The following is a 25,011-nucleotide window of genomic DNA, read 5'->3' as shown; positions in this document are numbered from 1 at the left end:
TTAACTGTCTAAATCCGAGTGTGACCTTTCGACTATTTCATCTACCAAGTCTTCCAAATCCCTGATTGCTTGGCTTTCAAATTTCCTAATGTAGAGCAGATACTCAATATTTCCTTCAGGCCCTTTGACAGGCGAGTAGTCTATTCCTAAAACATCAAAACCTTCCCTCTGTGCAAAGCCTGATATTTCACTCACTACTTCCCTGTGAACATTCCTGTCCCTTACCACGCCTTTTTTGCCAACTTTTTCACGACCAGCTTCAAACTGTGGCTTCACAAGCGCCACAATATGACCATCGTCGGCCAGCAGCTGTCTGACGACAGGGAGCACCAGCTTAAGCGAAATAAACGATACGTCTATGGATATGAAATCTATCTTATCTCCTATGGCTTCGGGCGTAACATTCCTTATGTTGGTTCTTTCCATGCACACCACCCGTTCGTCGCTTCTGAGCTTCCATGCGAGCTGCCCATATCCGACGTCAACCGAGTAAACCTTCTGCGCGCCGTTTTGCAGCATGCAGTCTGTGAAGCCGCCCGTAGAAGCCCCTACATCCATACATATGGCTCCATTCAAATCTATATCAAACGCTTTAAGAGCCTTTTCAAGTTTAAGCCCGCCTCTGCTCACATAAGGCATCAGCTTTCCCCTTACCTCTATAGCCGCCGCTTCGTCCACGGGTGTTCCCGGCTTTTCGACCTTCTGATTGTCTACAAATACAATCCCGGCCATTATTGTAGCTCTTGCCTTTTCCCTTGACTCCACAAGTCCCTTTTCATAAACCAATACATCTAGCCTTTTCTTCATTACGATTCCTTCCCCGCTTGAAAACCGGTCAGGCTGCCTGATATCCTCTCGGATACGCTCCTCGCATCCAAGCCGTATTTTTGCAGCAGTATTTCCGTATTTCCGTGCTCTATGAATTTGTCTGGCAGGGCTATATTTGTTATCCTAAGTTCAGGAATCGAATCTGAAAGCATGCATTTTAGCTTGCTGCCAAATCCCCCGCTTAGAACATTGTCCTCTATTGTGAATATGTGCTTGTAATTTCCGGCTATGGAGCGTATGAATTCAATGTCCATATGGCTTTGAAACCTTGCATTTATGACAGCTGGTTTCACGCCTTCCATTTCAAGCAGTTTCGATGCTTCAAGTGCTATTTCTACTCCTTTACCTATTCCAACCATGGCAATCTCTTCACCCTGCTTTATTACATCCCATCTGCCCAGACACAGCTCGCTTCTGTTAATTTCTGAAGCCGCGGCATTTCCTCTTGGATACCTTATGGCAACCGGCATGTCAAGCGTCATGGAATATTCCAGCATCTGTTCAAGCTCCGTGCCATCCATTGGAGCCATAACAACAATGTTTGGCATAAGCCCCAGATAGCTAAGGTCGAATACACCGTGATGGGTTTCTCCGTCATTACCCACTATTCCCGCCCTATCCAGCAGGAATGTGACTGGAAGCTTTTGCATTGCAACGTCATGTATAATCTGGTCGAAGCCTCTTTGCAAAAAAGTCGAATATACGGGAAAAAACGGTTTGTATCCCTGAGATGCCATTCCCGCACAAAAAGTCACCGCATGCCCTTCGGCTATTCCCACATCAAAAAACCTTCTTGGCAGCTCGTCCTTGAATTTCCTCATTCCTGTGCCGTCCGGCATTGCGGCAGTTACTGCCACTATACGATTGTCTTCAGATGCCATTTTTAAAAGCTTTTCGCCTGCCACGTCAGAGTATGTCCTGGCACTAGATGGCTGCACTCCCTTTTCTATGTCAAAGCAGCCCACTCCGTGATATTTGTCCGGATGCTTTTCTGCGTGTGTATAGCCTTTTCCCTTTTTAGTTATAGCATGTATGAGTACAGGTCCTTTTATTGATTTTACGCTTTCAAAAATCCTTATGAGTTCATCTATGTCATGTCCGTCTACTGGTCCAAAATACTTTATTCCCATTTCTTCGAAAAATATTCCTGGAAGCATAAAATATTTTACACCATCCCTGACCCTGATCGCTGTCTTGTATACGCTTCCTCCAATTTTTGGAATAGACTTTATGATTCCCTGAACTTCGCCCTTCAAGGTGCTGTACATCTTGTGGGTTCTCATCTTGTACAGATAGTTGGATATACTGCCTACGTTTTTTGAAATTGACATGGCATTGTCATTCAGCACTACTATCATGTCTGATTTCACATGTCCAAGATGGTTTAGGGCCTCAAATGCCATTCCCCCGGTAAGTGCGCCATCCCCGATTATGGCCACGACAGAATTTTCTTTTTTGTCCAGATCCCTGGCAACTGCCATGCCTAGAGCCGCCGATATTGAAGTGCTGCTGTGACCAACGTCGAATGCATCATGGTCGCTTTCACATCTTTTGGGGAATCCGCTGAGCCCCTCGTACTGCCTCAGGCAGTCAAAGTCTTCTTTTCGCCCTGTTATCATCTTGTGCACATACGACTGGTGTCCAACATCCCAGACGAATTTGTCATCCGGTGTGTTGAAACAGTAGTGCAGCGCCAGAGTTATTTCTACTATCCCCAGGTTTGAAGCCAAATGTCCGCCAGTTTTCGAGACCTTTTCAATTAGAAATCGTCTTATATCTCCTGAAAGCTCTTTTAGCTCTTCCGGATTCATCTTCTTTATATCCAGAGGACTCTGTATGCTATTCAAATACTTATACATTGCGGTTTCTACCCCTTTTTCTTTCTTGCATTCTTCTTGATTTTCAGCAATTCCACGCCAAGCACATTTTCAATCAGATGGAGTATCTTGGCAAACTCGAAAACTATCAGGTCCGATTTTTTTTATGCCAAACTCTTTGCCCAGGGCCTTTCCTCCAATTGTAATGGCTGCAACAACCCCGCTCAGCGAAATGCTCATTATCGTTGCATCCCTTATGTCATACGTAAAAGCAATCTGAGCTATTATAATGGCACTCGCCGCGCCGCTTATTATGCCGCATATGTCGCCTATCACATCGTTGCATACGCTTGAAACAACGCCTGCGTTCCTGACAACCCTCACTGCCGTGGCTGCTCCCTTTACACGGTTTGCCGCCATTGAGTGGAATGACCTCTCGGTCGACGCTGCAACCGCTATGCCTATGGCGTCGAATATAACACCTATTAATATTATTATTAAAAGCACACCGAACGCTGTAGCAATGCCTGCGTGCCTCAAAATAGTTTCCGATATCACGCTCATGAACACAGCTATAAAAAAACTGACTATTCCTATTGAAATTGCCCATTTCAAACTGCTTAACAGGCTGTGGCTTTTGCCCAAATACAACACCTTCTTCATTTCTGTAATTCAATCGTCAAAATCAATCCATACGATATTTTGATGATTTTCATCTATATTTAATTTCCTATTGTTGGGTAAAATTAATCCTAGTACTTGTAGGATACTAGGATTGTTATTGTTTATTTAAGAAGGGTGATGGCCGGCTGGATAAAACTTACGGCTTAGGTCCAGTAGGATTTCCCAAAAGGTTACTACCTGTCGCCATGATAGCGGTTTCCCTTTAAAACCTCTTTAGCATTGTCACCACATGCAAAACTGGATCACCACTTAGTCCGCACTGCAATCCCCAGCCTGCGCTTCAGCCTAGGAGTTTTCCTCAACAATCATCACAGCCCTTAGCCTCTTTTGCAGAATGGGTTTCAAGCAGCAATGATTCGTTTCCTCGAGCTCAGAGGGAACGAACCTGATCTGCCTATCTCCCCACCCCACTCAAGGCAGGCTACACTGCTTTCGGCCTTTTCAGACCTTCAGCAGGTTTCCCCGGCCTTGTGGGCCGGTCTCCGCGGAGCGAGGGTCTACGCCTGCATGCCATTGCAGATCGCCCCCTACTCCTTACTCCCAGAAAAGACCCCCGACTGGGCGTCAGAAGCCAAAACAAGGAACTTCATCGATGTGCCCTTCGACGGATTTTTAGACCCGCCTTCCAGACTATGATGGTTGACTAGGATACTGTATCACCCTTAAGAAGTCATTATACCAAAACCTAGCAATTTTTTCAAATCATTAAATTTGCTACTATTATTCCAAGCAGTGCTCCCGAAAGAACTTCAATAGGAGTGTGCCCAATGAGCTCCTTTAGTCTTTTTTCGATATATATCTTTTTATGCTGGTGTATATCCTCAAACATCTTATGGATATCCTCCAGCAAGGCATTGAGTATCTTTGCCTGTTTGCCAACAGCTCTTCTAACATTGGCAGCGTCGTACATTACTATAAGTGCCAGGACAAGAGCCATGGCAAACAGCACAGAATCATAACCCTCGACAATCCCTATGGCAGTAGCGAGGCTCGTTACAAACGATGAGTGAGAACTTGGCATTCCGCCTGAGCCCACAAACCTTGAAGCATCAAGTTTATTTTCTAAAAGTAACGTAAGCAGCACTTTTATTACCTGCGCAACAAACCAGGCCGTGACCGATATTATAAAAACCTGGTTGTTGGCAATATCTCTGAAAAAAGACACTATATGAGTCCCCCCATCAAAATTCTCTAACTATCAATATCTTTATTTAAAATTCCCTGTCAGTAATATAGTCTGCAAGATCCGAAAGGAATGCCGCTTTGCTCCCAAAGAATGCTATCGCACCCTTTGCTCTTTCAATTTTCTCGAATGCAATCCTTTTGGACTCTTCAAGTCCATACATTGACGGGTATGTTGATTTTTCATTTTCAACATCACTGCCGATATTTTTGCCCAGCTTTTCCTGGTCTCCGACTACATCCAGTATGTCATCAACTATCTGGAATCCAAGGCCAATGTTTTTAGCGTATTCTGTTATTGCCTCCAGGGCTTGCTCGCTTGCACCTGCGAGTATGGCACCTGCTCTCATAGGCCTTATTATAAGCTGTGCCGTCTTGTTCATGTGTATGAATTCCAGCGTGGCTTCATCAATCTTCTTGCCTTCAGACTCAAGATCCGCAGTCTGACCGGCTATCATGCCAAATACTCCAGCTCCTTTTGCTATTTCATTTACTGCTTTAAGGCATCTCATGCAGTCCCCGCCGCTTTTCACAGAGGCTTCAAGCATTGTCTCAAAAGCGTAGCTTAGGAGTCCGTCTCCGGCAAGTACAGCTATTCCCTCGCCAAACACCTTATGATTAGTGGGCTTTCCCCTACGGAGATCATCATCATCCATAGCGGGCAGGTCGTCGTGTATTAGCGAATATGTGTGTATCATTTCAGTTGCACATGCAAACGGAATCGCCATTTCAATGTCTCCTCCGCTTATTTTGCATGCCTCCAAAAGAAGCATCGGTCTTAGCCTTTTGCCGCCTGCCGCCAGACTATATTTCATTGAATCAAAAAGTATTCCATGCGGCCCATGAACATCCGGTATTGCAATTTTGAGCCTTTCTTCTATGAAACTGTGTCTTTTGCCCAGCTCTGCTTTAAAGTCCATGCTAGTCCTCCTGAACATTAAATTTTTCTTCAATCAATTCGCCATCTTTTTCAACAAGCTTTGCTATTTTAAGCTGCGCCTTTTCCAGAAGCCCGCTGCATATCCTGTACATCTTTATACCCTCTTCATACAGCTTCAGCGACTCGTCAAGCGGAAGACTTCCCTCCTCGAGCCTTTTCATTATTTCCTCAAGCTTTTCATAAGCCTTTTCATAATCGTATTTGATCATAATATAATCAGTCCCTTGTTATTTTATCAACCGTGCACTGCGCAGTACCATCGCTAAATCTTACGCTAACAGCTTCGCCCTCGCTAAGGCAGCTGACACTGCCTGCTAAAAGATTGTCCTTTTGGACTATGGCGTAGCCTCTTGAGAGTATTGAAAGCGGATTAAGATTGAACAGGTTACGTCCTGTGAGTTCGATGTTGTCACTCATGCCGGCGACCTTCCTCTGCACGTTTGAATTTATGCATGTAAATGCGGCATCCAAAGCAATCATCCTCTCATCAAGCAGGCTGTGGGGCCTTCTGAAAATGCTGCTTTCCTCTATCCTTGCAAGCTCAGCTTTTTTCGAATCCATAAGACTCTTCATTTCTCCGTAAATCTTGTTCTTTATACCCTCAAGGCGGTAGTTGATTTCAAGCAATGACGGAACGCTTATCTCCGCAGCAGCTGATGGCGTCGGAGCCCTCATGTCAGCCGCAAAATCGCTTATTGTAAAATCAGTCTCGTGCCCGACCGCAGATATGACTGGCACATTTGAGCCTGCTATTGCTCTCGCAAGAGCCTCGTCATTGAATGACCAGAGCTCCTCTATCGAGCCTCCGCCCCTACCTAATATTATAACATCAATGCCGCCGAGTTGATTTAAAATTTCAAGCCCTTTTATCATTTGTCCGGCCGAGCCTTCGCCCTGCACAGCCACCGGGTAGAGCGCAATATCGACCTTTGGGAATCTTCTTGCTATCACGTTTATTATGTCCCTGACTGCCGCTCCAGACTCCGAGGTGATCACTCCAATTCTGGATGGATATTCAGGTATGGCCTTCTTTCTTGAAGCGTCGAATATGCCTTCCTTTTCAAGGGTATCCTTGAGCCTTAGAAACTTGGCATACAGCTCGCCAACTCCCTCTACTTCAACAGTCCTCGCATACATCTGGAGCAGGCCGTCCTTCTCATAAAGTGATATGCTGCCGCCCACTATTATGCTCATGCCGTCTTCAAGCTTCTTAGCTGTCTCGCAGGCATAGTCCCTGAAAAGCACGCACCTTAGCTTTGAATCCTCATCCTTGAGCGAAAAATATATATTGCCGCTTGCGTGCGCCTTGAAGTTTGATATCTCGCCTTTTACTCTTATGTTGCACAGTATGGGGTCATTGCTGGTGAGCTTTTTGATGTATGAATTTACATGGCTTACCGAAAGAGCTCTAAGTTTCATCCGCTTCATCCCCGCTTTCATTAAAGTAAAAATCCCTGCCAATGAGCGCCGCCCCAACTGCATTGTCCAGGGCATAATCAGGCTTGCACCAGTGGGCTCTTATCTCCTTCTCGCGCAGCATGCCTCCAAGCCTGAGCGATATAAATCTGCTGGATGAGACCCCTCCCGCAAACAGCACATCCCTGCAGCCTTGAGTGTCAGCAACATACAGCAAGGCCTTGTAAAGTTTATTGCAGATTGCATCAAGCGCCATGTGCGAAACCATCTGTTCCATTTCGCTGCAGCCCCTTGATTCGTCTATCATTTTATACAGGCCAGTTTCTATTCCCGATAGATTTATATACCCTTTGTCATGCGATATCTTCAGTTTGGGCGATATTCCGTCAAACTTAAGCGCATTTTCATCAATCATTTTTCCGCAGGGGAAATCGTACCCAAGCCTGACGCCTATCCTGTCAAGAAGCTGCCCTGCACTGATGTCCCTGCTGCCACCCACTATGTCTATGTCATACCCTGCCGCTTTTGAATCCACAAGCAGTATTTCACTCGTGCCCCCCGATAGATGCAGCGACAGGAATCTTTTTGCATTTAGCCCGCTGTCCCACTTTGCGGCCTTTATATGGCCTTCCTGGTGGCTGGTTGCATAGAGCCTCGCGCCGGTAACGCCTGCAAGCGACTGGGCGAATCTGTAGCCCGGGCAGAAAACAGGCATGTACGAGCCCTCCACAGGCCTTGGCCTGTTGGAAGCGCATACGGCCACAACCTCGCTGGAGCCTATTTCTTCACGTATATCGCCAGACAGCTCGCCCATGTTATTTATGTGCTGGAATACGCCCTCTGACTGCCTGACTCCTTTTTCGCCGGCCTTGACCTTTATTCCCTTTTTTCTGCTGAGTATTAGCCTGCCATCTAAATTTATAGCTGCTATAGAAGTTGTATAGCAGCTCGTATCTATCCCTAGTACTATTCTATTCCTGGATTTCATTGGCGACACTTCCCAAGACACCGTTTACAAATGCAGGAGAGTTCTCGCCTCCATATGTCTTGGCAAGCTCTACCGCCTCATTTATTGAAATGCTTTTGCTTATGTCGTTTCTATACAGCATTTCAGCTATCGCAATCCGCAGGATGCTCAGATCTATTTTGGATATCCTGTTAATGCTCCATCCCTTTGAATATTTGGATATTAGAGAATCAAGCGTTTCCTTGTTATCAACAAGCTTCATTCCAACATCCCTTACAAATTCGGATTCCGCGTTTTCATTCTCGTTCTCAGCTATGAATGCGTCAACATTTTCGATGCTGAAATCCTTGCTGATTTCCATCTGGTACGCAAGCTTCATTGCCATGTCTCTGCTTATTTTCCTGCTCATCAAAACCCTCCATTTAATTTAAAGCACAATTAACCCTCTGAAATTTCAGAGGGTTAATATTTTTACTGTATATTCTCCTGAACGTTTTCCTTTTTAAAGCTTATTCCCTGAACATGCAGATTGACTTGCTTTACATCCAGCCCAGTCATATTTTCAACTGCATTCTTCACGTTTTCCTGAACCTTCCATGCCACATCAGGAATGACCACCCCGTGCTCAGCAAGTATGAAAAGATCGATATATACCTTGTTCTCCTCTACGACAACCTTAACACCTTTTCCGAGGTTTTTCTTTCCGAGTATTTCGATTATGTCACCAGTGATGCTTCCGCTCATCTCGGCAACTCCCTCTATTTCGGATGCCGCAAGACTGGCTATTGTCGATATTACATCTTCTGATATCTTGATCTGACCATACTCTTTGTTTTCCATATGGCAATCCTCCCGAGAACATTTACTGTCTTATAGTATAATTATACCAAAGCAGCATGTTTTTTTCAAACAGTCTATTCATATTTTCTGAAAGCCAGCGTCCCGTTGTGTCCGCCAAATCCAAGCGAGTTTGACAGCGCAAGTCTTACATCCGCTTTTCTGCCTGCATTTGGAACATAGTCAAGGTCAAGCTCTTCGTCCTGATTGTCTATGTTTATTGTAGGAGGTATATATGAATTGTGTATAGCCATAGCGCAAACTATCGCTTCAACAGCTCCCGCTGCTCCCAGAAGGTGTCCTGTCATGGATTTCGTAGACGACATGGCAAGCTTGTATGCATGTTCGCCAAACACCCTTTTCACAGCAAGAGTTTCGAATCTGTCATTGTATTCTGTGCTTGTGCCGTGAGCGTTTATATAGTCAACCTCTTCCACGCTTGCGCCAGCATCGTCTATTGCCATTTTCATGGCACGCGCTGCGCCTTCGCCTGTTTCCGAAGGTGTTGTTATATGGTATGCATCGGCTGTCGAACCGTATCCTACTACCTCGGCATATATTCTGGCATTTCTTTTGAGCGCATGCTCTAGTTCTTCTATTATAAGCATGCCTGCTCCTTCACCCATTATAAAGCCGTCTCTGTCCCTGTCGAAAGGTCTCGATGCCTTTTGAGGCTCGTCATTTCTGGTTGAAAGGGCTTTCATGCTGCAAAAACCTGCCATTGAAAGAGGCGTGATTGGCGCTTCTGCACCGCCGCATATCATAACGTCGGCGTCGCCCCTTTGTATTGTCTTGAAGGCATCCCCTATTGAGTGAGTGCCTGATGCGCACGCCGTAACAACGCACGTGTTAGGTCCCTTGGCTCCGAGAATTATGGCCACCTGTCCGGCTGCCATGTTTGATATCATCATAGGTATCAAAAATGGGCTTACTCTTCCAGGTCCCTTCTCTATAAGCTTTGTATGCTGCTCTTCCATAGTCTCTATTCCGCCTATGCCCGAGCCTATTATGACACCCATTCTTTCGGCATCCACTTCTTTTATTCCAGAGTCCTCATATGCCATCTTTGCTGAAGCCACTGCATACTGAGTGAACCTGTCCATCTTTTTTACTTCTCTTTTTTCAATGAATTCAGTCGGTTCAAAATCATTAACCTGGGCTGCTATCTGAGTTGCCAGTGTCGGTGCTTCAAATCTTGTGAGCTTGCCAACACCGCTGACTCCCTTTTCAAGAGAATCCCAGAATTTATCTTTGCCTATTCCAATAGGTGTAACACATCCTACTCCAGTAATTACTACCCTTTTTTTCATTAAATTTACCCCCGACTACTTGTTTTCTTCTACGTAGCTTACTATGTCACCTATAGATTTGAATTTTTCTGCATCTTCGTCCGGAATTTCAACGCCAAACTCGTCTTCAATAGCCATTATTATTTCAACTGCGTCAAGAGAATCCGCCTCAAGATCGTTTATAAGCGAGCTCTCCTTTTTTATTGTATCAAGATCATCGATACCAAGTTGTTCAGCTACTATACCTTTTATTTTTTCGAATACCATTTTATATTCCTCCTCAGATTTTTAATATAGATTTTGTGTTTATTTATAGAATTATTCTTGTTTCTACTTTTAGTTACATTACAAAACCGCCGTCTACATTCATAACCTGTCCTGTTATGTAGTTTGACATGTCGCTTGCCAGGAATAGAACAAGATTTGCCACATCATCAGGCTCACCAAATTTTCCAAGCGGTATGCTCTTAAGCATCGACTCCTTTACATCGTCCTTTAAGACATCTGTCATGTCAGTGGCTATAAAGCCCGGAGCTACAGCATTGACATTTATGTTTCTCGATGCAAGTTCTCTGGCCATGGCCTTTGTAAAGCCTATCACACCGGCTTTAGATGCGCAATAGTTGCCTTGGCCGGCATTGCCTGCTATGCCGACTATGGAAGATATGTTTATTATCTTTCCGCATCTTTGTTTCATCATTTGTCTTGTTACAGCCTTTGTACAGTTAAATACCCCTTTCAGGTTGACATTAATAACACTATCCCAGTCTTCCTCGTTCATTTTTATGATAAGGGCATCCTTAGTTATTCCGGCATTGTTGACAAGCACATCTATCCTTCCAAACTCGTTCATCACAAGCTCAAAAAACGCCTTTACATCTTCCGTACTTGAGACATCAGCTTTTCCTATGATGGCCCTTGCACCCATTTTTTCAATCTCTTCCTTTAGAAGCCTTGCCCTATCCTCGCTTCCGGAATAGTTGATGGCAATATCGGCCCCCGCAGCTGCCAGCTTAAGAGCTATAGCACTTCCGATTCCTCTCGAACCGCCTGTAACTACAGCAACTTTACCTTTCAAATCTATCATTTCAAAACCTCCTGGAATCAGGCCTTTTTTTCAATAAGTTTTTGAAGCGTTTCAAGGTTTTCAACATTGTCTACGCTTACTGAGACCTTTTTTACTCTTGGCTATCTTGTTTATAAAGCCTGTCAGGGTTTTCCCCGGCCCTACTTCAATGAATGTATCGAATCCATCGTCTATAAGTCTGGAAATAGAGTCTTCCCAAAGCACGCTTGAACTCACCTGTCTTACAAGCAGTTCCTTCACATCGCCCGGCTTTGCATAGTCTCCAGTCACGTTCGATACCACTGGGAAGCTGCCTTCCACTATATCTACACTTTCGAGCTCTTTTCCCAGTTTTTCTCCCGCTCCCAGAAGCATTGACGTATGGAAAGGACCGCTCACACTGAGCATTACAGCTTTTTTAGCGCCTCTTTCCTTGCAAAGCTTTACAGCCTCTTCGACAGGACGCATCTCACCCGAGATTACTATTTGCCCCGGGCAGTTAAAGTTGGCAGCCTCAATCACGCCAAGGCTCTTGCATTCTTCAACAACCTGCACGAGGATTTCTCTGTCAAGTCCAAGTATTGCGGCCATTGTCCCGCTATCGCTAGAGACCTCGTCTTGCATTATCTGGCCTCTTTTTTTAACAAAAGTCACTGCCTTTTCAAAATCGAATGAACCCGACGCAACAAGCGCCGAATATTCTCCAAGAGACAAACCCGCAGCGGCATTTATATCAAGCGGAAGACTTTCCTTCAATACCTCATACATGGCTATGCTGTGAACAAGTATTGCGGGTTGCGTGTTTTCTGTAAGCCGAAGATCTTCTTCCGGGCCTTCAAACATAAGCTTCTTTATATCAACACCTAGTATCTCATTTGCTCTGTCAATGATTTTCCTCGCCGTCTCAAATGACTCATATATGTCCTTTCCCATGCCGACATACTGAGCGCCTTGTCCGGGAAATACTACAGCCAGCTTACCCATCGCAATCCTCCTATAATATCTTAAGACCTGCTATGACTCTCTGAGTGTCCTTTATTATTTCCTCGATAATCTGCTCGCACGGCTTTATGTCACTCACCATGCCGGCTATCTGGCCTGACATGACGGAGCCTTCAACAACTTCGCCTTCTCTTACTGCAATTCTTAGCCTGCCTATGCCTTTTTTATCCATCTCTTCAAGTGATGCGCCTTCCTTTTCAAGCTGGAGCATCTCTTTCATGAGCTTGTTCTTGAGGCACCTTACAGGGTGTCCAGTAGCTCTTCCTGCAACTATTGCATCCCTGTCCTTGGCTCCCACTATGGCCATTTTATAATTCTCATGAGCTATGCACTCTGTGCTGCATACAAATCTGGTTCCCATCTGAACGCCCTGAGCGCCAAGCGCAAAGCTTGCAACTACTCCCCTTGCGTCGGCTATTCCGCCCGCCGCTATTACCGGTATGCTCACGCTGTCTACAACCTGAGGCACAAGCACCATCGTTGTAAGCTCTCCAATATGTCCGCCGGCTTCCGTACCCTCTGCAATTATGGCATCAACCCCATACTTTTCCATCCTCTTTGCCAGGGCCACCGATGGAACGACTGGTATTATCTTTGTGCCTATCTCCTTTAGCTTGTCGATGTACTTTGAAGGATTTCCAGCTCCCGTAGTTATTACCGGCACCTTTTCGCTGTATATTACCTCCATTACTTCATCCACAAACGGCGAAAGCAACATTACATTAACACCATACGGCTTGTCGGTCATCGTTTTTATTTTTGCGATTTCTTCTTTGACTACTTCAGCAGGAGCATTACCAGCTGCAATTATTCCAAGGCCGCCTGCATTGCTTACCGCAGCCGCAAGCTCCGATGTCGCCACCCAAGCCATTCCGCCTTGTATTATCGGGTATTTTATATTTAAAATCTCGCAAACCCTATTCAAATTCATCTACCTCCACTAACATCTTAATTGCTATATACTCCATTTAAGAACAACCGCGCCCCAGGTAAGTCCCGCGCCGAATCCCACCATGAGCACGTTGTCGCCTTTTTTTATCTTCCCGCTCTTTTGCGCTTCATAAAGCGCAAAAGGTATGGATGCTCCAGACATATTCCCATACTTGTCAAGGTTAACAAACATTTTTTCTTCGGGCATGGCCAGCCTTTTTTGAGGAAGATTCGATAATCCTTGTGTTTGCCTGATGCGGTATCATTATGTCTATATCGTTCATTTCAAGGCCTGCTGACTCAACCACTCTCTTGGCAGAATCCGCCATAATCCTTACAGCAAACTTGAAAACTTCAGGGCCTGCCATTTTGAGGCAGTTTAGCCTTTCCTTCACTACATCGCAGGTAGCCGGCATTCTCGAACCGCCTGCAGGTATTATAAGAAACTCAGCGCCGCTTCCGTCCGAGCCAAGTTCAAACGATGTGATTCCCTCGTCTTCACCGACTTCGGCAAGCACTGCGGCTCCCGCACCGTCTCCGAAAAGAACGCACGTACCCCTGTCATTCCAGTCAAGCACTCTGGACATAGTCTCCGCTCCTATCACGAGCACTTTCTTGTATGCACCAGTTTGTATAAACTGAGCTCCCGTGATAAGTCCATATACGAATCCCGAGCAGGCAGCTCCAAGGTCAAATGCCGCAGCCCTTGTAGCCCCGATCTTGTCTTGCACAATACAAGCCGTTGAAGGCATGTTCGAATCTGGAGTCAGAGTTGCCACTATAATAAGATCCAGCTCATCCGCTTTTATGCCAGCAGAAACCAAGGCTTCCCTCGCAGCTTCCACAGCAAGATCCGAAGTTGCCTGGCTGTCTGATGCTATCCTTCTTTGCCTTATACCAGTTCTGCTGGTTATCCACTCATCAGTAGTATCAACTATCTTCTCCATCTCAAGATTGTCTAAAACTCTCTCAGGCACGTAGCCGCCCATCCCGATGATTCCAGCTTTTTTCATATTGTTCAATTCACCAGCTCCCAGCTTAATATTACTCTTTAGTTTGCAATTGATATGGCAGGTGTTAGCACCTGATGCTAACTTCTACTATATAATATATAGCTCTAAAAATCAAGATATTTCAGCCTCAAACCTTTGCAACTGTTGCCTTTCAAGCTATTCACCCTTGATGGAATTCTTGATTTCTCCAACGACATCACCCTCGACATATTTCATAGCATAACCGATTGCATTCTTTATAGCCTTGGCATCCGAGCTTCCGTGCGCCTTGATGAGCGCTCCGTCCACTCCAACAAACGGAGCTCCTCCGTACTCTGAGTAGTCAAGCTCGCTTTTCATCTGCTTGAGTCCGTCCTTGACAAGCAATGCTGCCAGCTTCGAAATCAGCCCGCTCATGAAAACATTCTTGAGCTTGCCCATTAGAAAATCGGCTACACCCTCGATTAGCTTGAGTATGACATTGCCCGTAAAACCATCGCATACAACCACGTCTGCTTTGCCCTCGGGGATATCCCTGGCCTCAATGTTGCCCGTGAAATTAATAAGTTTTTCTTCTTTGAGCAGTTCATATGCAGCCTTTGTAAGTTCATTCCCTTTGCCTTCCTCCGAGCCTACATTTACCAGCCCAACCGTGGGATTCTTGACATCAAGAACCTGCCTGGCGTAAATCGAACCCATTATTCCAAACTGCACAATATTTATGGGCTTGCAGTCGGCATTCGCCCCTGCATCGAGAAGAAGTGTGAATCCTTTTTTGCTTGGCAGCGCAGTGCAAAGAGCCGGCCTGTCTACGCCCGCTATCCTGCCTATATTAAGCAGTCCTCCGGCAAGCAGAGCCCCGGTATTGCCTGCGGAAACAGCAGCATCGGCCTTATTGTTCTTGACAAGTTCGAGTGCAACCATCATAGACGAATCCTTCTTGCCTTTCACCGCCTTTACAGGCTTGTCGTCGTTCGTCACAACCTGCGTTGTATGTATGATTTCCAAATTCCCCTTGTCAAAGCTGTATTTTGCAAATTCATTTTCCAAAACAGTCTTGTCTCCGGTTACAACAATTTCCGCATTATATTCGTTTATTGCGTCGACAATGCCTTTTACCGTAGAGAAAGGCGCATGGTCGCCGCCCATACCATCTATAGCTATCTTCAAGTTCACGCCTCCTTGTCTGCAAGCTCGTCAAATATGAACTTGCCCCTGAACACTTGCTCCTGGGCCTGATTGTTTATCTTCACATGCACATAATGCTTCCTGCCGCGCTTTCTGGCCACCTCGGCCTTTGCAACTAGCTTTTCTCCCGCTTTTATCGGGGTTATTGTCTTAATATTCGCGACGCCCAAAAGCACCGCCGGCGCATCTATAACAGCCATAGCGAGCGACTCGGCCTGACCAAACAGATAGTGCCCTTTTACTATGCCTGACTTGCTGTATATCATGTCGCCTGTAGTTTCAAGTATTGATATGCCTATGCTGCCTATTTCAAGATTGACCAGCTCTCCTACAAGTTCGCCGCCAATCAGAGTTGTCACTTTTTCAACATTCGATTCCGCAATTTGTTTGACTCTTTCCCTATATTCTGGTATTCCAAGTGCAAGTCGATCCAGTCTCACTGTCTGTATGCTGACTTTAAAATATTCAGAAAGCTCCCCATCAGTATAAAAAGGGTCTACTTTTAACATTTCCATGAGTTCGCTTTGTCTTTCACTTTTCTTTTTTTTTCTCACTAAACTCACCTCTATAATTTACAGGTATAGCTCCTGCCGTCCGGTAAAAAAAAAGCATGTAGACTATGCTACATGCCCTCCCTAGCTTATTCAGAAACTGCTACTACTTCTTTGCCTTTGTAGTGTCCGCAATCTGGGCACACTCTGTGAGGCATCTTTGGTTCGTGACAGTTAGGACATTCTACAAATCCTGGTGCTGTCATCTTCATGTTTGCCGCTCTTCTTGAACGTGAATCACATTTTCCTGTTTTACGCTTTGGTACTGCCATTGGTATTACCTCCTAATATTAATTCTATAGCAAATCTTTTAATTTTTCAAAACGAGGGTCTATAAGCCTCTCATCCGTTTGCTCTTTACTGCACTTGCATTCCTCGATGTTCAGGTCGACTCCGCAGCCCGGGCAAATCCCCTTGCATTCCTCACTGCAGAGCAATTTTTGAGGCATACTAATAATTATAGTATCTCTTATTATGTTGTGGAAATTGAGCATTTCCCCTTCATACAAGAATACATCCTCTTCGCCCTCAAGAGCCTCTTCCTCTTCATCTTTATGAACGAGGAACCCTTGAGCCTGAGCATCTATCTCCACCTGCATATTCTTAAGGCATCTGCTGCAGGAATCTTCTATTACCGTAGTAATTCTGCAGTCAAGATACATACCTTCATCGGTATTGGCTATGCTTCCCTCTACCTTCACAGGCGAAGTGACCTTAACTCTTCTGCCGTCAACATCAATTGAGTCTATTTTTTCCTCAAAATCCAGATATACTATATCCAGTTCTCTAGACTTCAATTCTCCAAGGCTAATATTTAACATGCTCTCACCTCAACAAATTACCAAATTTATTATACAAATTCGCAAGTTTTTTGTCAAGTATTTTTACTTGATAGATAAAAAAGGTGGAATTAAATCCACCTTTTTTTAAGTCCAAACTATTTTGCAAGCTCAGCTGTGTCTCTAGCTATTACAAGCTCTTCATTTGTTGGGATTACTAGTATCTTAACCTTTGAATCGTCTGTGCTGACTACCGTTTCTTTTCCTCTTACATTGTTCTTCTCTTTGTCTATAACTATGCCAAGACCATCAAGCCCTTCGCATATGTCTTCTCTCATTGATATAGAGTTTTCTCCAAGGCCTGCAGTGAAGACTATTGCGTCTACTCCGCCCATTTCAGCCATGTAAGAGCCTATATACTTCTTAACTCTCTTAGCGAAAGCAGAAAGAGCAACCTGAGCAAGCTCGTTTCCTTCATTTGCTGCATTTTCAACATCTCTGAAGTCGCTGCTTATGCACGACATTCCAAGTATACCTGACTGCTTGTTAAGAAGAGAGTCAACCTGAGCAGCGTTTAGGTTCTCTTTGTCCATTATGAACTTAACTATTGCCGGGTCTATGTCTCCGCATCTTGTTCCCATTATAGAGCCCTCAAGAGGAGTAAGTCCCATTGAAGTGTCTACTGATTTGCCGAATTCAACAGCAGCTATGCTCGCGCCGTTTCCAAGGTGGCAAGTTATTATCTTAAGGTCCTTTATGTCTTTACCGAGTATGGCAGCGGCTCTGTCAGAAACATACTTGTGAGATGTTCCGTGGAAGCCGTATTTTCTTATTCCGTGCTTCTCATAAAGCTCGTATGGAAGTCCATACAGGTATGAATCTTTTGGCATTGTCTGATGGAAAGCAGTATCGAAAACTGCAACATGAGGAACGTTTGGAAGAATCTCTTTACAAGCATCTATTCCCATTATGTTTGCTGGATTGTGAAGCGGTGCCAGGTCAGAACATTCTTTTATAGCATCCATAACTTCCGGAGTTATAACCACAGAGCTTGCAAACTTCTCTCCGCCGTGAACAACTCTGTGTCCTACAGCAGATATCTCGCTCATGTCAGCTACAGCCCCGTGATCCTTGTCTACAAGTGCGCTTAGAACGTGCTTAAGAGCGTCTTTGTGGTCCTTCATAGGATCTTCTATTACTATTTTCTTGCCGGCAGCCTCATGAGTAAGCTTTGAGCCTTCTATTCCTATTCTCTCTACAAGGCCTTTTCCTAGAACCTCTTCATTTTGCATATTGATAAGCTGGTACTTTAGCGAAGAACTTCCGCAGTTTATTACTAGAACGTTCATTTATAATGCCTCCTCGATTATTATGTATTATTTTTTATTGTAAAAGCCGATTAATTAAAATAATCAAACTTTTTCGACTTTTTGATGCCCACTACTTATTTTATAACATTTTGAGCCAAGTTTCAAAAAAATAAATTTAAAATCGAATCCAAAAACCGTTCCGCATAATTATATACCCTCAGCGGCAAATTATCCGTTGCACTGTGCTTTACTTAATTAATTTCATTTCGGTACATGCACAAGATAATTTTATATCAATACGAAGAATAAATAAAGACTTTTTATGAATTATACAAAATACACCGCAGAAAACAACAAAACAAAATGTTTTTTATTCATATTAACAAAAAAAGACTTCAACCAACACTGTTTGGTTAAAGCCTTAATTTACATAATTGGCGGGAATATGTGGGAATCGAACCCACCCAGGAGGCTCTTAACCCCCCGAACTGGTTTTGAAGACCAGAGGGCACACCAGCACCCATCTACTCCCAAATTCTCTTGCTGAACAAAACTTATTATATCATAAGCTTTTTTGATATTCAACCCATAAATATATAAAATATCTATAATTTATTTCATACCATACGTAGGCAGCTTTATTATTTTTAATAGAGAAAGAAGCGCAGCGTCTTTTATGCCGATGCCGCGCCTCTTTCCTGATTGATTTAATGACTGCATGCCTATGAAAGGACCCGCTTTTCCCCTATCCTTCTTGTAATCCTCTTCCTGTCGAAATCCTCAAGCAAAAGCATGGCGTATTTCCTGCTGGCGCCTATCATGTCCCTGAATTCAGCAAGCGTAATTTCTCCGTTTTTTTGAACGTGATCCCTGAGCAGGTCGAGAGCCTTTTCATATATCTCCTTATGGAATACAGTGTCTTCAGACACCCTTACAAGCGTTTCGCCCACCATTGACTCGAACACCTGAATATATTCGGACCTCTCGCCTGTTATAACGTCAATCTGCTCCGGCGAAAATCCGCCCTGCCTGATTGTGTCTTCTATTTCCTGCCTTATTTTAATATCAGAATCACTGAATTTTACGCTAAAGCTGCTTATTGAAGCCAGATTTTCTTCAATCTTTATCTCTTTGTCTGCTGCAACCCGTTCAAGCAATATATCGAAATCCTTGCTCTTTAACTTGCTCTCAACTCTTGAGCGCAGCTCCTCCTTGAGCATGCCCCTTTTAAGCCTATTGCTTTTATGAAACTCCTCCAGTGTGCTGCATATCTTTTGTCTTAGCCTGTCATAATGCTCCAGGTGAATGTAAGTTCCGTTTATGTCTATCACTCGCCCGCTTGCCACAAGGCCCTTTATGTTTTCCAGCACTATATCCTCATTCTCTCCGAGCGACTTGGCTATTTCCTTGAGCACCGGATAATCCTTTGAGTTAGTCCTTATGTTTTCTTCCACTACAAACTGCGGGTCTCCGCTTTCCTTCATGTTGAGCGAGCTGAGCACATCCTCGTCAAACCTCTTGTGTTTTTTTGGATTAGTGTCTATTATTGCACCTCCTCCCACTGTAATCATAGGGGAGTAGTACCTTATAACAAATCTGTCGTCTTTTTTTGCAACTATCGTATCCTCGAGTCTTATCTGGCAGAAACATTCTTCGCCCGGCGCAAGCTCTTCTCGGTCAAGAAACGCCACCCTGCCGAGTATTTCCTTTGCCCCATGATAAAGTCTTATCCTGTCCCAGTATCTCAGGCCTCTGTCCAGGTTTTTTATAAGCTTTAGCTTTACATCTATCATCATGGAGCTTTGCATTGAATTCGGCTTTGCCAGTACATCGCCTCTTTCTATTTCCTCCACTCTTACGTTTGCCAGATTTATAGCAACCCTTTGTCCTGCGTATGCAATTTTTTGTGATTCTCCGTGTACCTGGAGACTCCTTATCTTAGTCTTTATCTCGCCAGGGTATATCATCATGTCATCGTCAAGGTTCATCTTGCCCTCGATGAGCGTGCCTGTGACTACAGTTCCAAAGCCCTTTATGCTAAATACCCTGTCTATGCTCAGTCTTGGATTTGCATCTATATTTTTATCCTCAACCTCGTCTGTGAGCCTGTCTATTTCCTCGGTAAGCTCCTTTATGCCTGTGCCGCTTATTGAGTCCACCTCGACTATGTCGGCATTTTCAAGGAATGTCCCTTCCAGCTTTTCCATGACGTCTTCCTTTACAAGCTCCTTGAAATCCGTATCGACCGTGTCTGCCTTTGTGATTACTATCAGCCCCTTTTTTATATCCAGGAGGTTTAGTATCTCAAGATGCTCTATAGTCTGCGGCATTACGCCTTCATCTGCAGACACCACAAGCAGAACCAGGTCCATGCCGTGGACACCTGCGAGCATGTTTTTGATGAACTTTTCATGCCCGGGAACGTCTACTATGCCCGCCCTTTTACCGCTTGGAAGGTCAAAATTGGTGAAGCCAAGGTCTATTGATATTCCCCTTTTCTTTTCTTCCTTCAGTCTGTCCGTCTCTTTTCCTGTGAGGGCTTTTATAAGAGTCGTCTTGCCGTGGTCTATATGCCCTGCCGTTCCTATTATTATATTCTTCATCAAATCCTCCCTATCCCAGGATGCTTTTCAGCTGGTTGCATATTATTTCGTATTCTTCGTCAAAGAGAGTCCTAACGTCAATTACGTATTTCTCGTCGTATACCCTGCCTATAATATGGTCATCACAAAGCCTGAGGCTCTCTTCGAGCCTTGATACGCTCATGTTTTCAGGAACTATGGATATCACTCTGCTCTCTATCCTCTCGAGCGGAAGCGAGCCGCCGCCTACCTGGGAATGTCCAACTTCTATTTTGACTTCAGCCGGAATGCCTAGCCTTCCTATCATCTCATTTAGCCTTTGCGCCTTTTCTTTAATCTCGTCTAATTTATATGTGAGCATCCTAAGCGTTGGTATTTTCTTTATCGCAATCTCCTCTTCGATGTAGTATCTCATTGTTGCTTCAAGCGCACATATTATGAACTTGTCCACCCTGAGCGCTCTTGTCAGCTGGTTTTTCTTCATCTTGTCTATATATTTTTTCTTTCCGACTATTATGCCTGCCTGAGGCCCGCCGAGTATCTTGTCACCGCTGAACGTTACAATGTCCGCTCCCTTTCTGAGGGAATCCATAACAGTAGGCTCGTATGAAAGGCCATATTTTGAAAGATCTATGAACACACCGCTTCCAAGATCCTCTATGACTGGTATATCGTATTTGTCGCCTATCTCCCTTAGCTCCTCCAGCTCAGGAGTGTTTGTAAAGCCCACAACCCTGAAGTTGCTAGTATGCACCTTAAGCAGCGCGCCCGTGTTTTCAGTTATTGCAGCCTCGTAATCAGAGGCGTACGTCTTGTTGGTTGTTCCAACCTCCACAAGCTTGGCCCCGCTCTGCTCCATCACGCTTGGTATCCTAAAGGAGCCGCCGATTTCAACGAGTTCTCCCCTTGACGTTATTACCTCCTTGCCTTGCGCCATTGTTCCAAGCACTAGCATTACGGCGGCCGCATTGTTGTTTACAACCAGCACGTCTTCTGCTCCTGTGATTTTTCTTACTATCTCCTCAAGGTGAGAATACCTCGAGCCTCTCTTGCCACTTTCTATGTCATATTCGAGGTTTGAGTATCTCGAGGCGATAAGCCAAAGATCCTCCTTAATCTCCTCAGCCATTGGAGATCTGCCTAGATTCGTATGTACCACAACACCAGTAGCATTTATGAGCCTTTTGAGTTTTAGCGCATATTTCAGCTTAAGCTGGTGGCCTATATCGTTTATAAGTATGTCTTCATCTATGTCAAAACCTTCCATGTCGCTCTCATTAAGTTCTAGTATCCTCTTTCTGGCAAGTTCTATTTGCTCCCTTATGACCTCGACTATGAGGCTTCTTGGATACTCCTTTTCCAGCTCTATTACGCCGTCATTGCCTAAGATCTTGTCTACAGAAGGCAGTTTTGAAAAAAGCGTCCTTTTATCCATTTGTTTTATTGCACCCCTTCGCATTCATATTGTATTTTTATATATGATTATATAACACATGAAAAATCTTACCAACACCAAAAGCTCTAAATTTCTCGTTTGCAAAAAGCTAATGGGGCTCGAGGCCCCATCTTATATTACGATTATGCTCTTTTCTTCCTTGCTCAGTACCCTGCCTACAATTTTTGCCGCAAGGCTTCCACAGCTTGTCATTTTGTCAGCCAGAGCCCTGGCATGCTCCTGCGGAACTGATACCAGCAGGCCTCCCGAGGTCTGAGGATCATACAGGATGTCCATTATGTGCTCGCTTACACCCTCGCAAAGCACATCGCTCTGGATGAATTTTTTGTTCCTGTACATTCCGGCCGGGATTATTCCCATCTTGGCGAGCTCCTCGGCCTCTGACATTATAGGAATATCCTTTGAGGATATTTCAAGCGTCACTCCCGAGCCCTTGGCCATCTCAGCTGCGTGCCCCAGGAATCCAAAGCCGGTTATGTCTGTAACCGAATTAACATTGAAACCGTCCAGAGCCTCGGCTGCATACTTGTTTAGATGGGCCATTATTTTCACAACCTCATCCTCAGTGCTTTTTTGCACCATAGCGGCTTTCATGCCTGTGCTTACTATGCCTGTTCCTATAGGTTTTGTAAGTATCAGCGCATCTCCGGGCCTTGCTCCTGAATTCGCAAGCACCTTGTCAGGATGCACCAGTCCTGCAACCGAAAGCCCGTATTTGGGTTCCTTGTCATCGACCGTGTGCCCTCCTACAAGAATGGCGCCTGACTCGATTACCTTATCGGCTCCGCCCTTTAGTATCTCGCCAAGTATTGACATATCATGGCACGAAGGAAAGCAAACTATGTTCATAGCAACTATCGGCTTACCACCCATGGCATACACGTCCGAAAGCGAGTTTGACGCCGCTATCTGTCCGAAAAGATAGGGATCATCCACCATGGGCGTGAAAAAGTCGAGCGTCTGAATGAGCGCCTTGTCGTCATCCAATCTATATACAGCTGCATCATCAGAAGTGTCAAAGCCTACAAGAAGCCTTTCATCAAACATCTTGGGAAGACCGACAAGCGCCTTGGCCAAATCCTCTGGCCCTATCTTGGCTGCTCAGCCCGAAGCTGTAACCATCTGTGTGAGCTTTATTTCCTTGCTGCCTTTCATCTTTCCACCTCCGTAATTGACTAACACATTTGAGTATATCACAATTATCTATCTGCAAAAATACACTGATATAATATTGCTATAGAAAATAATGTTGTCAAAGCAAAATACATTTTATTTTGAAGTGCTATTTGATTAAAGCGAAATCACTTTACGGTTACCATATCCTTGATGCCCTCGTATTTCTTCTGGCCAATCCCGGAAACGTTCATAATATCCTCGATGCTTTTGAAGCCCTGCCCCTGCTCCCTGTATGCTACTATCCGCTCCGCTATCACCTGCCCTATCCCGGGCAGCTGCATGAGAGCATTCTTGTCTGCAGTGTTTATATTTATCTTGCCCTCTGTACTTGAAGAAGCGCCAGAAGCCGGGCTTTGCGCATTCTGACCCAATGCGGCGGACTCCGCCTCCTCGCCGATTTTAAGTATGACATAATGGTTTCCGTCTTCAAGTTTTTGCGCCAGATTGGTTCTGTTTATGTCGGCATCCGCCGTTAAGCCTCCCAGTTTTTCCACAGCGTCAATAAGACGGGAACCATTTGGCACTTCAACCACGCCGTAGCTTGCAACCTCGCCGCTTATAAAAACCTTGAGATTAGCAGAGATATCTTCCTCAGGCTCGATTTTAATTGTGGCTTCCTGCGCACTGCTTTGGAGCTCCTCCTTTTCCGGGCTTACTATGTATTCAGAAGCCTTGCCCCGCGCCCCATAGACTATCAAAAAAGCAGCTGCAAGCAAAATCACAACATACAGGTGTTTCTTTTCTATCTTCACAATAATCCCCCCCTATTTCCTATTACCCATTACGCCATGTTATGCTATACTATTATTAGTTTTTTCAAATATTTGTACGCATTCAATTAAAGCATGCCCACCAAAGCAGCACTTGAGCTGTTAATTTAGCAGTGTCTAGCGGTGTCGCATATTAAGTTTTATGGCTTAATGCTAAATTTAACTCATAGGAGAGTTCTACATGAGAAAATATCTTTGCATAGTTCTTTCATTTCTAATTTTAATTTCAACTAATCTTACTGCTTTTTCGCAGGAGCAGGACAACCTGAACCTAACCGGCGAAGCGGCAGTCCTTATAAATGCCGACGGAACTGAAATTCTCTACGAAAAAAACGCCCACCAGAAGATGTATCCGGCCTCTACCACCAAGATAATGACAGCGCTTTTGACAGTAGAAAACTGTAACCTCGATGATGCTGTAACCATAGACTACGACATGAGCTATATAGACGGCAGCAGCATGTATATCAAACAGGGCGAGACCTTCACCGTGAGGCAGCTTCTCGAATTCATGCTGGTGCGTTCTGCAAACGATGCCGCAGTTGCGCTGGCAAACCACATTGGCGGCTCCGTCGACAAGTTCAAGGACCTCATGAACAAAAGAGCTCAGGAGCTGGGCTGCAAGGATACCCACTTTAACAACCCAAATGGTCTGCCTGACGTTGACCACTACACTAGCGCTCATGACCTGGCTCTGATAGCGCAGGAAGCCATGAAGCATGAGGATTTCAGGAATACCGTAAAGCTTGAAAAGGTAAGCCTGCCGCCGACTGAGCTGACTGCGGACTGGAGAGTATACAGAAATACCAACAAATTCCTGTGGAGCAACAGCTCCATTGACTACAAGGGAAGCAGCGTCAAACTCAAGTACGACGTCATAAACGGCATAAAGACAGGCTATACAAACGTGGCCCGCAACTGCCTTGTCACTTCCGCATCCAAAGACGGTCTCAATGTCATATCAGTAGTTTTGAAGGCGGAGGGAAGGAATGTTTATATCGATTCAAGAACGCTTATCGATTACGGTCTCGATAACTTTCATGCTGTAAATGTAATAGGAAGCGATGAAGCCAGAGGCGAAAAGCGCATATTCCTATCGAATGAAGGCAGCCTTAAATACGGCCCCGCGAGAAATTTCAGCATCGTGCTCAAAAATAGCGAAACGCTTGATAAAAGCAATGTACGCACCAATGTCGTGCTCCATGACAAGCTTGATTTTCCTGTGAAAAAAGGGAGATGAAGTAGGATA

At 44.7% G+C, this 25,011-nt stretch carries 27 protein-coding genes and 1 tRNA gene; 1 reads left to right on the top strand and 27 read right to left on the bottom strand.

Annotated elements, in window-relative coordinates; genetic code table 11:
• From EAL2_RS06020 to EAL2_RS05890, 27 genes are all read right to left on the bottom strand, one after another.
• On the bottom strand, nt 1-807 hold the full coding sequence (locus tag EAL2_RS06020; protein ID WP_025435498.1) for a TlyA family RNA methyltransferase: 807 nt from the start codon (nt 805-807) through the stop codon (nt 1-3).
• Nucleotides 807-2,687 carry a 1-deoxy-D-xylulose-5-phosphate synthase gene (gene dxs, locus EAL2_RS06015; protein WP_051489101.1) on the bottom strand — a complete coding sequence of 627 codons (1,881 nt, stop codon included), beginning with the start codon at nt 2,685-2,687 and terminating at the stop codon, nt 807-809. The genes EAL2_RS06020 and dxs overlap by 1 nt, the downstream gene beginning before the upstream one ends.
• Nucleotides 2,688-2,756: 69 nt before the next feature.
• Nucleotides 2,757-3,308: a hypothetical protein gene (locus tag EAL2_RS06010; protein WP_158408901.1), complete on the bottom strand. Its 552-nt coding sequence runs from the start codon at nt 3,306-3,308 to the stop codon at nt 2,757-2,759.
• 718 nt (nt 3,309-4,026) lie between these two features.
• The gene (locus EAL2_RS06000) at nt 4,027-4,494 is read right to left on the bottom strand and encodes a divergent PAP2 family protein (RefSeq protein WP_025435495.1); all 468 of its coding nucleotides are present in this window, start codon (nt 4,492-4,494) and stop codon (nt 4,027-4,029) included.
• Between the two features lie 46 nt (nt 4,495-4,540).
• Nucleotides 4,541-5,431, bottom strand: a complete 891-nt coding sequence (locus EAL2_RS05995) for a polyprenyl synthetase family protein (protein ID WP_025435494.1) — start codon at nt 5,429-5,431, stop codon at nt 4,541-4,543.
• Between the two features lies 1 nt (nt 5,432).
• Complete coding sequence (gene xseB / locus EAL2_RS05990) at nt 5,433-5,660, bottom strand: exodeoxyribonuclease VII small subunit (RefSeq protein ID WP_038601854.1); 228 nt, start codon at nt 5,658-5,660, stop codon at nt 5,433-5,435.
• 7 nt (nt 5,661-5,667) lie between these two features.
• Nucleotides 5,668-6,870, bottom strand: a complete 1,203-nt coding sequence (xseA, locus tag EAL2_RS05985; RefSeq protein ID WP_025435492.1) for an exodeoxyribonuclease VII large subunit — start codon at nt 6,868-6,870, stop codon at nt 5,668-5,670.
• Nucleotides 6,860-7,855, bottom strand: coding sequence for a hypothetical protein (locus EAL2_RS05980; RefSeq protein ID WP_025435491.1), 996 nt, complete (start codon nt 7,853-7,855; stop codon nt 6,860-6,862). The genes xseA and EAL2_RS05980 overlap by 11 nt, the downstream gene beginning before the upstream one ends.
• Entirely contained in the window at nt 7,839-8,243 is a 405-nt protein-coding gene (gene nusB / locus EAL2_RS05975; protein ID WP_025435490.1) for a transcription antitermination factor NusB, read from the bottom strand. The genes EAL2_RS05980 and nusB overlap by 17 nt, the downstream gene beginning before the upstream one ends.
• A gap of 62 nt (nt 8,244-8,305) precedes the next feature.
• A complete protein-coding gene (locus EAL2_RS05970; protein WP_038601851.1) occupies nt 8,306-8,674 on the bottom strand; it encodes an Asp23/Gls24 family envelope stress response protein in 369 nt (122 codons plus the stop codon).
• A 74-nt stretch (nt 8,675-8,748) separates the two neighbouring features.
• Nucleotides 8,749-9,981 carry a beta-ketoacyl-ACP synthase II gene (gene fabF, locus EAL2_RS05965; protein ID WP_025435489.1) on the bottom strand — a complete coding sequence of 411 codons (1,233 nt, stop codon included), beginning with the start codon at nt 9,979-9,981 and terminating at the stop codon, nt 8,749-8,751.
• Nucleotides 9,982-9,996: 15 nt separating this feature from the next.
• Nucleotides 9,997-10,227 carry an acyl carrier protein gene (gene acpP, locus EAL2_RS05960; protein WP_025435488.1) on the bottom strand — a complete coding sequence of 77 codons (231 nt, stop codon included), beginning with the start codon at nt 10,225-10,227 and terminating at the stop codon, nt 9,997-9,999.
• A 73-nt stretch (nt 10,228-10,300) separates the two neighbouring features.
• Nucleotides 10,301-11,047 (bottom strand): 3-oxoacyl-[acyl-carrier-protein] reductase, encoded by a 747-nt coding sequence (gene fabG, locus EAL2_RS05955; RefSeq protein ID WP_025435487.1) that lies wholly within the window; start codon nt 11,045-11,047, stop codon nt 10,301-10,303.
• 60 nt (nt 11,048-11,107) lie between these two features.
• The gene (gene fabD, locus EAL2_RS05950) at nt 11,108-12,010 is read right to left on the bottom strand and encodes an ACP S-malonyltransferase (protein ID WP_025435486.1); all 903 of its coding nucleotides are present in this window, start codon (nt 12,008-12,010) and stop codon (nt 11,108-11,110) included.
• Between the two features lie 10 nt (nt 12,011-12,020).
• Entirely contained in the window at nt 12,021-12,959 is a 939-nt protein-coding gene (fabK, locus tag EAL2_RS05945; RefSeq protein WP_038601848.1) for an enoyl-[acyl-carrier-protein] reductase FabK, read from the bottom strand.
• Between the two features lie 24 nt (nt 12,960-12,983).
• The gene (locus tag EAL2_RS15985; protein ID WP_330375743.1) at nt 12,984-13,151 is read right to left on the bottom strand and encodes a 3-oxoacyl-[acyl-carrier-protein] synthase III C-terminal domain-containing protein; all 168 of its coding nucleotides are present in this window, start codon (nt 13,149-13,151) and stop codon (nt 12,984-12,986) included.
• Nucleotides 13,141-13,971 carry a beta-ketoacyl-ACP synthase III gene (locus EAL2_RS05940; protein ID WP_330375828.1) on the bottom strand — a complete coding sequence of 277 codons (831 nt, stop codon included), beginning with the start codon at nt 13,969-13,971 and terminating at the stop codon, nt 13,141-13,143. The genes EAL2_RS15985 and EAL2_RS05940 overlap by 11 nt, the downstream gene beginning before the upstream one ends.
• Before the next feature lie 156 nt (nt 13,972-14,127).
• The gene (plsX, locus tag EAL2_RS05935; protein WP_038601845.1) at nt 14,128-15,120 is read right to left on the bottom strand and encodes a phosphate acyltransferase PlsX; all 993 of its coding nucleotides are present in this window, start codon (nt 15,118-15,120) and stop codon (nt 14,128-14,130) included.
• Nucleotides 15,121-15,122: 2 nt separating this feature from the next.
• Nucleotides 15,123-15,692: a transcription factor FapR gene (fapR, locus tag EAL2_RS05930; RefSeq protein ID WP_025435484.1), complete on the bottom strand. Its 570-nt coding sequence runs from the start codon at nt 15,690-15,692 to the stop codon at nt 15,123-15,125.
• 86 nt (nt 15,693-15,778) lie between these two features.
• The gene (gene rpmF, locus EAL2_RS05925) at nt 15,779-15,961 is read right to left on the bottom strand and encodes a 50S ribosomal protein L32 (RefSeq protein ID WP_025435483.1); all 183 of its coding nucleotides are present in this window, start codon (nt 15,959-15,961) and stop codon (nt 15,779-15,781) included.
• 24 nt (nt 15,962-15,985) lie between these two features.
• Nucleotides 15,986-16,510: a YceD family protein gene (locus tag EAL2_RS05920; protein WP_025435482.1), complete on the bottom strand. Its 525-nt coding sequence runs from the start codon at nt 16,508-16,510 to the stop codon at nt 15,986-15,988.
• Between the two features lie 116 nt (nt 16,511-16,626).
• Nucleotides 16,627-17,817 carry an acetate/propionate family kinase gene (locus tag EAL2_RS05915; RefSeq protein WP_025435481.1) on the bottom strand — a complete coding sequence of 397 codons (1,191 nt, stop codon included), beginning with the start codon at nt 17,815-17,817 and terminating at the stop codon, nt 16,627-16,629.
• A gap of 396 nt (nt 17,818-18,213) precedes the next feature.
• Nucleotides 18,214-18,310: transfer RNA gene (locus tag EAL2_RS05910), tRNA-Sec, on the bottom strand.
• Nucleotides 18,311-18,500: 190 nt separating this feature from the next.
• A complete protein-coding gene (gene selB / locus EAL2_RS05905) occupies nt 18,501-20,381 on the bottom strand; it encodes a selenocysteine-specific translation elongation factor (RefSeq protein ID WP_025435480.1) in 1,881 nt (626 codons plus the stop codon).
• A gap of 10 nt (nt 20,382-20,391) precedes the next feature.
• On the bottom strand, nt 20,392-21,795 hold the full coding sequence (selA, locus tag EAL2_RS05900) for an L-seryl-tRNA(Sec) selenium transferase (protein WP_025435479.1): 1,404 nt from the start codon (nt 21,793-21,795) through the stop codon (nt 20,392-20,394).
• A gap of 132 nt (nt 21,796-21,927) precedes the next feature.
• A complete protein-coding gene (selD, locus tag EAL2_RS05895; RefSeq protein ID WP_084480972.1) occupies nt 21,928-22,971 on the bottom strand; it encodes a selenide, water dikinase SelD in 1,044 nt (347 codons plus the stop codon).
• A 146-nt stretch (nt 22,972-23,117) separates the two neighbouring features.
• Nucleotides 23,118-23,744 carry a helix-hairpin-helix domain-containing protein gene (locus EAL2_RS05890; RefSeq protein ID WP_025435477.1) on the bottom strand — a complete coding sequence of 209 codons (627 nt, stop codon included), beginning with the start codon at nt 23,742-23,744 and terminating at the stop codon, nt 23,118-23,120.
• Between the two features lie 199 nt (nt 23,745-23,943).
• Between EAL2_RS05890 and EAL2_RS05885 the strand changes: the two genes are divergently transcribed.
• Nucleotides 23,944-25,002, top strand: coding sequence for a D-alanyl-D-alanine carboxypeptidase family protein (locus EAL2_RS05885; protein WP_051489097.1), 1,059 nt, complete (start codon nt 23,944-23,946; stop codon nt 25,000-25,002).
• The last annotated feature ends 9 nt before the right edge of the window (nt 25,003-25,011 follow it).

Origin of the sequence: Peptoclostridium acidaminophilum DSM 3953 (assembly GCF_000597865.1) — a bacterium.
Classification (GTDB): domain Bacteria; phylum Bacillota; class Clostridia; order Peptostreptococcales; family Peptostreptococcaceae; genus Peptoclostridium_A; species Peptoclostridium_A acidaminophilum.
Note: the sequence above shows the minus strand (reverse complement) of the source record. Positions and strands in the feature narration are given on the sequence as shown.

What these genes read in the sequence shown, in the direction of transcription:
- EAL2_RS06020 (WP_025435498.1), bottom strand. Translation starts at nt 807, where the DNA reads ATGAAGAAAAGGCTAGATGTATTGGTTTATGAAAAGGGACTTGTGGAG.
- dxs (WP_051489101.1), bottom strand. Translation starts at nt 2,687, where the DNA reads ATGTATAAGTATTTGAATAGCATACAGAGTCCTCTGGATATAAAGAAG.
- EAL2_RS06010 (WP_158408901.1), bottom strand. Translation starts at nt 3,308, where the DNA reads ATGAAGAAGGTGTTGTATTTGGGCAAAAGCCACAGCCTGTTAAGCAGT.
- EAL2_RS05995 (WP_025435494.1), bottom strand. Translation starts at nt 5,431, where the DNA reads ATGGACTTTAAAGCAGAGCTGGGCAAAAGACACAGTTTCATAGAAGAA.
- xseB (WP_038601854.1), bottom strand. Translation starts at nt 5,660, where the DNA reads ATGATCAAATACGATTATGAAAAGGCTTATGAAAAGCTTGAGGAAATA.
- xseA (WP_025435492.1), bottom strand. Translation starts at nt 6,870, where the DNA reads ATGAAACTTAGAGCTCTTTCGGTAAGCCATGTAAATTCATACATCAAA.
- EAL2_RS05980 (WP_025435491.1), bottom strand. Translation starts at nt 7,855, where the DNA reads ATGAAATCCAGGAATAGAATAGTACTAGGGATAGATACGAGCTGCTAT.
- nusB (WP_025435490.1), bottom strand. Translation starts at nt 8,243, where the DNA reads ATGAGCAGGAAAATAAGCAGAGACATGGCAATGAAGCTTGCGTACCAG.
- EAL2_RS05970 (WP_038601851.1), bottom strand. Translation starts at nt 8,674, where the DNA reads ATGGAAAACAAAGAGTATGGTCAGATCAAGATATCAGAAGATGTAATA.
- fabF (WP_025435489.1), bottom strand. Translation starts at nt 9,981, where the DNA reads ATGAAAAAAAGGGTAGTAATTACTGGAGTAGGATGTGTTACACCTATT.
- acpP (WP_025435488.1), bottom strand. Translation starts at nt 10,227, where the DNA reads ATGGTATTCGAAAAAATAAAAGGTATAGTAGCTGAACAACTTGGTATC.
- fabG (WP_025435487.1), bottom strand. Translation starts at nt 11,047, where the DNA reads ATGATAGATTTGAAAGGTAAAGTTGCTGTAGTTACAGGCGGTTCGAGA.
- fabD (WP_025435486.1), bottom strand. Translation starts at nt 12,010, where the DNA reads ATGGGTAAGCTGGCTGTAGTATTTCCCGGACAAGGCGCTCAGTATGTC.
- fabK (WP_038601848.1), bottom strand. Translation starts at nt 12,959, where the DNA reads ATGAATTTGAATAGGGTTTGCGAGATTTTAAATATAAAATACCCGATA.
- EAL2_RS15985 (WP_330375743.1), bottom strand. Translation starts at nt 13,151, where the DNA reads ATGTTTGTTAACCTTGACAAGTATGGGAATATGTCTGGAGCATCCATA.
- EAL2_RS05940 (WP_330375828.1), bottom strand. Translation starts at nt 13,971, where the DNA reads ATGAAAAAAGCTGGAATCATCGGGATGGGCGGCTACGTGCCTGAGAGA.
- rpmF (WP_025435483.1), bottom strand. Translation starts at nt 15,961, where the DNA reads ATGGCAGTACCAAAGCGTAAAACAGGAAAATGTGATTCACGTTCAAGA.
- EAL2_RS05920 (WP_025435482.1), bottom strand. Translation starts at nt 16,510, where the DNA reads ATGTTAAATATTAGCCTTGGAGAATTGAAGTCTAGAGAACTGGATATA.
- EAL2_RS05915 (WP_025435481.1), bottom strand. Translation starts at nt 17,817, where the DNA reads ATGAACGTTCTAGTAATAAACTGCGGAAGTTCTTCGCTAAAGTACCAG.
- selB (WP_025435480.1), bottom strand. Translation starts at nt 20,381, where the DNA reads ATGAAGAATATAATAATAGGAACGGCAGGGCATATAGACCACGGCAAG.
- selA (WP_025435479.1), bottom strand. Translation starts at nt 21,795, where the DNA reads ATGGATAAAAGGACGCTTTTTTCAAAACTGCCTTCTGTAGACAAGATC.
- EAL2_RS05885 (WP_051489097.1), top strand. Translation starts at nt 23,944, where the DNA reads ATGAGAAAATATCTTTGCATAGTTCTTTCATTTCTAATTTTAATTTCA.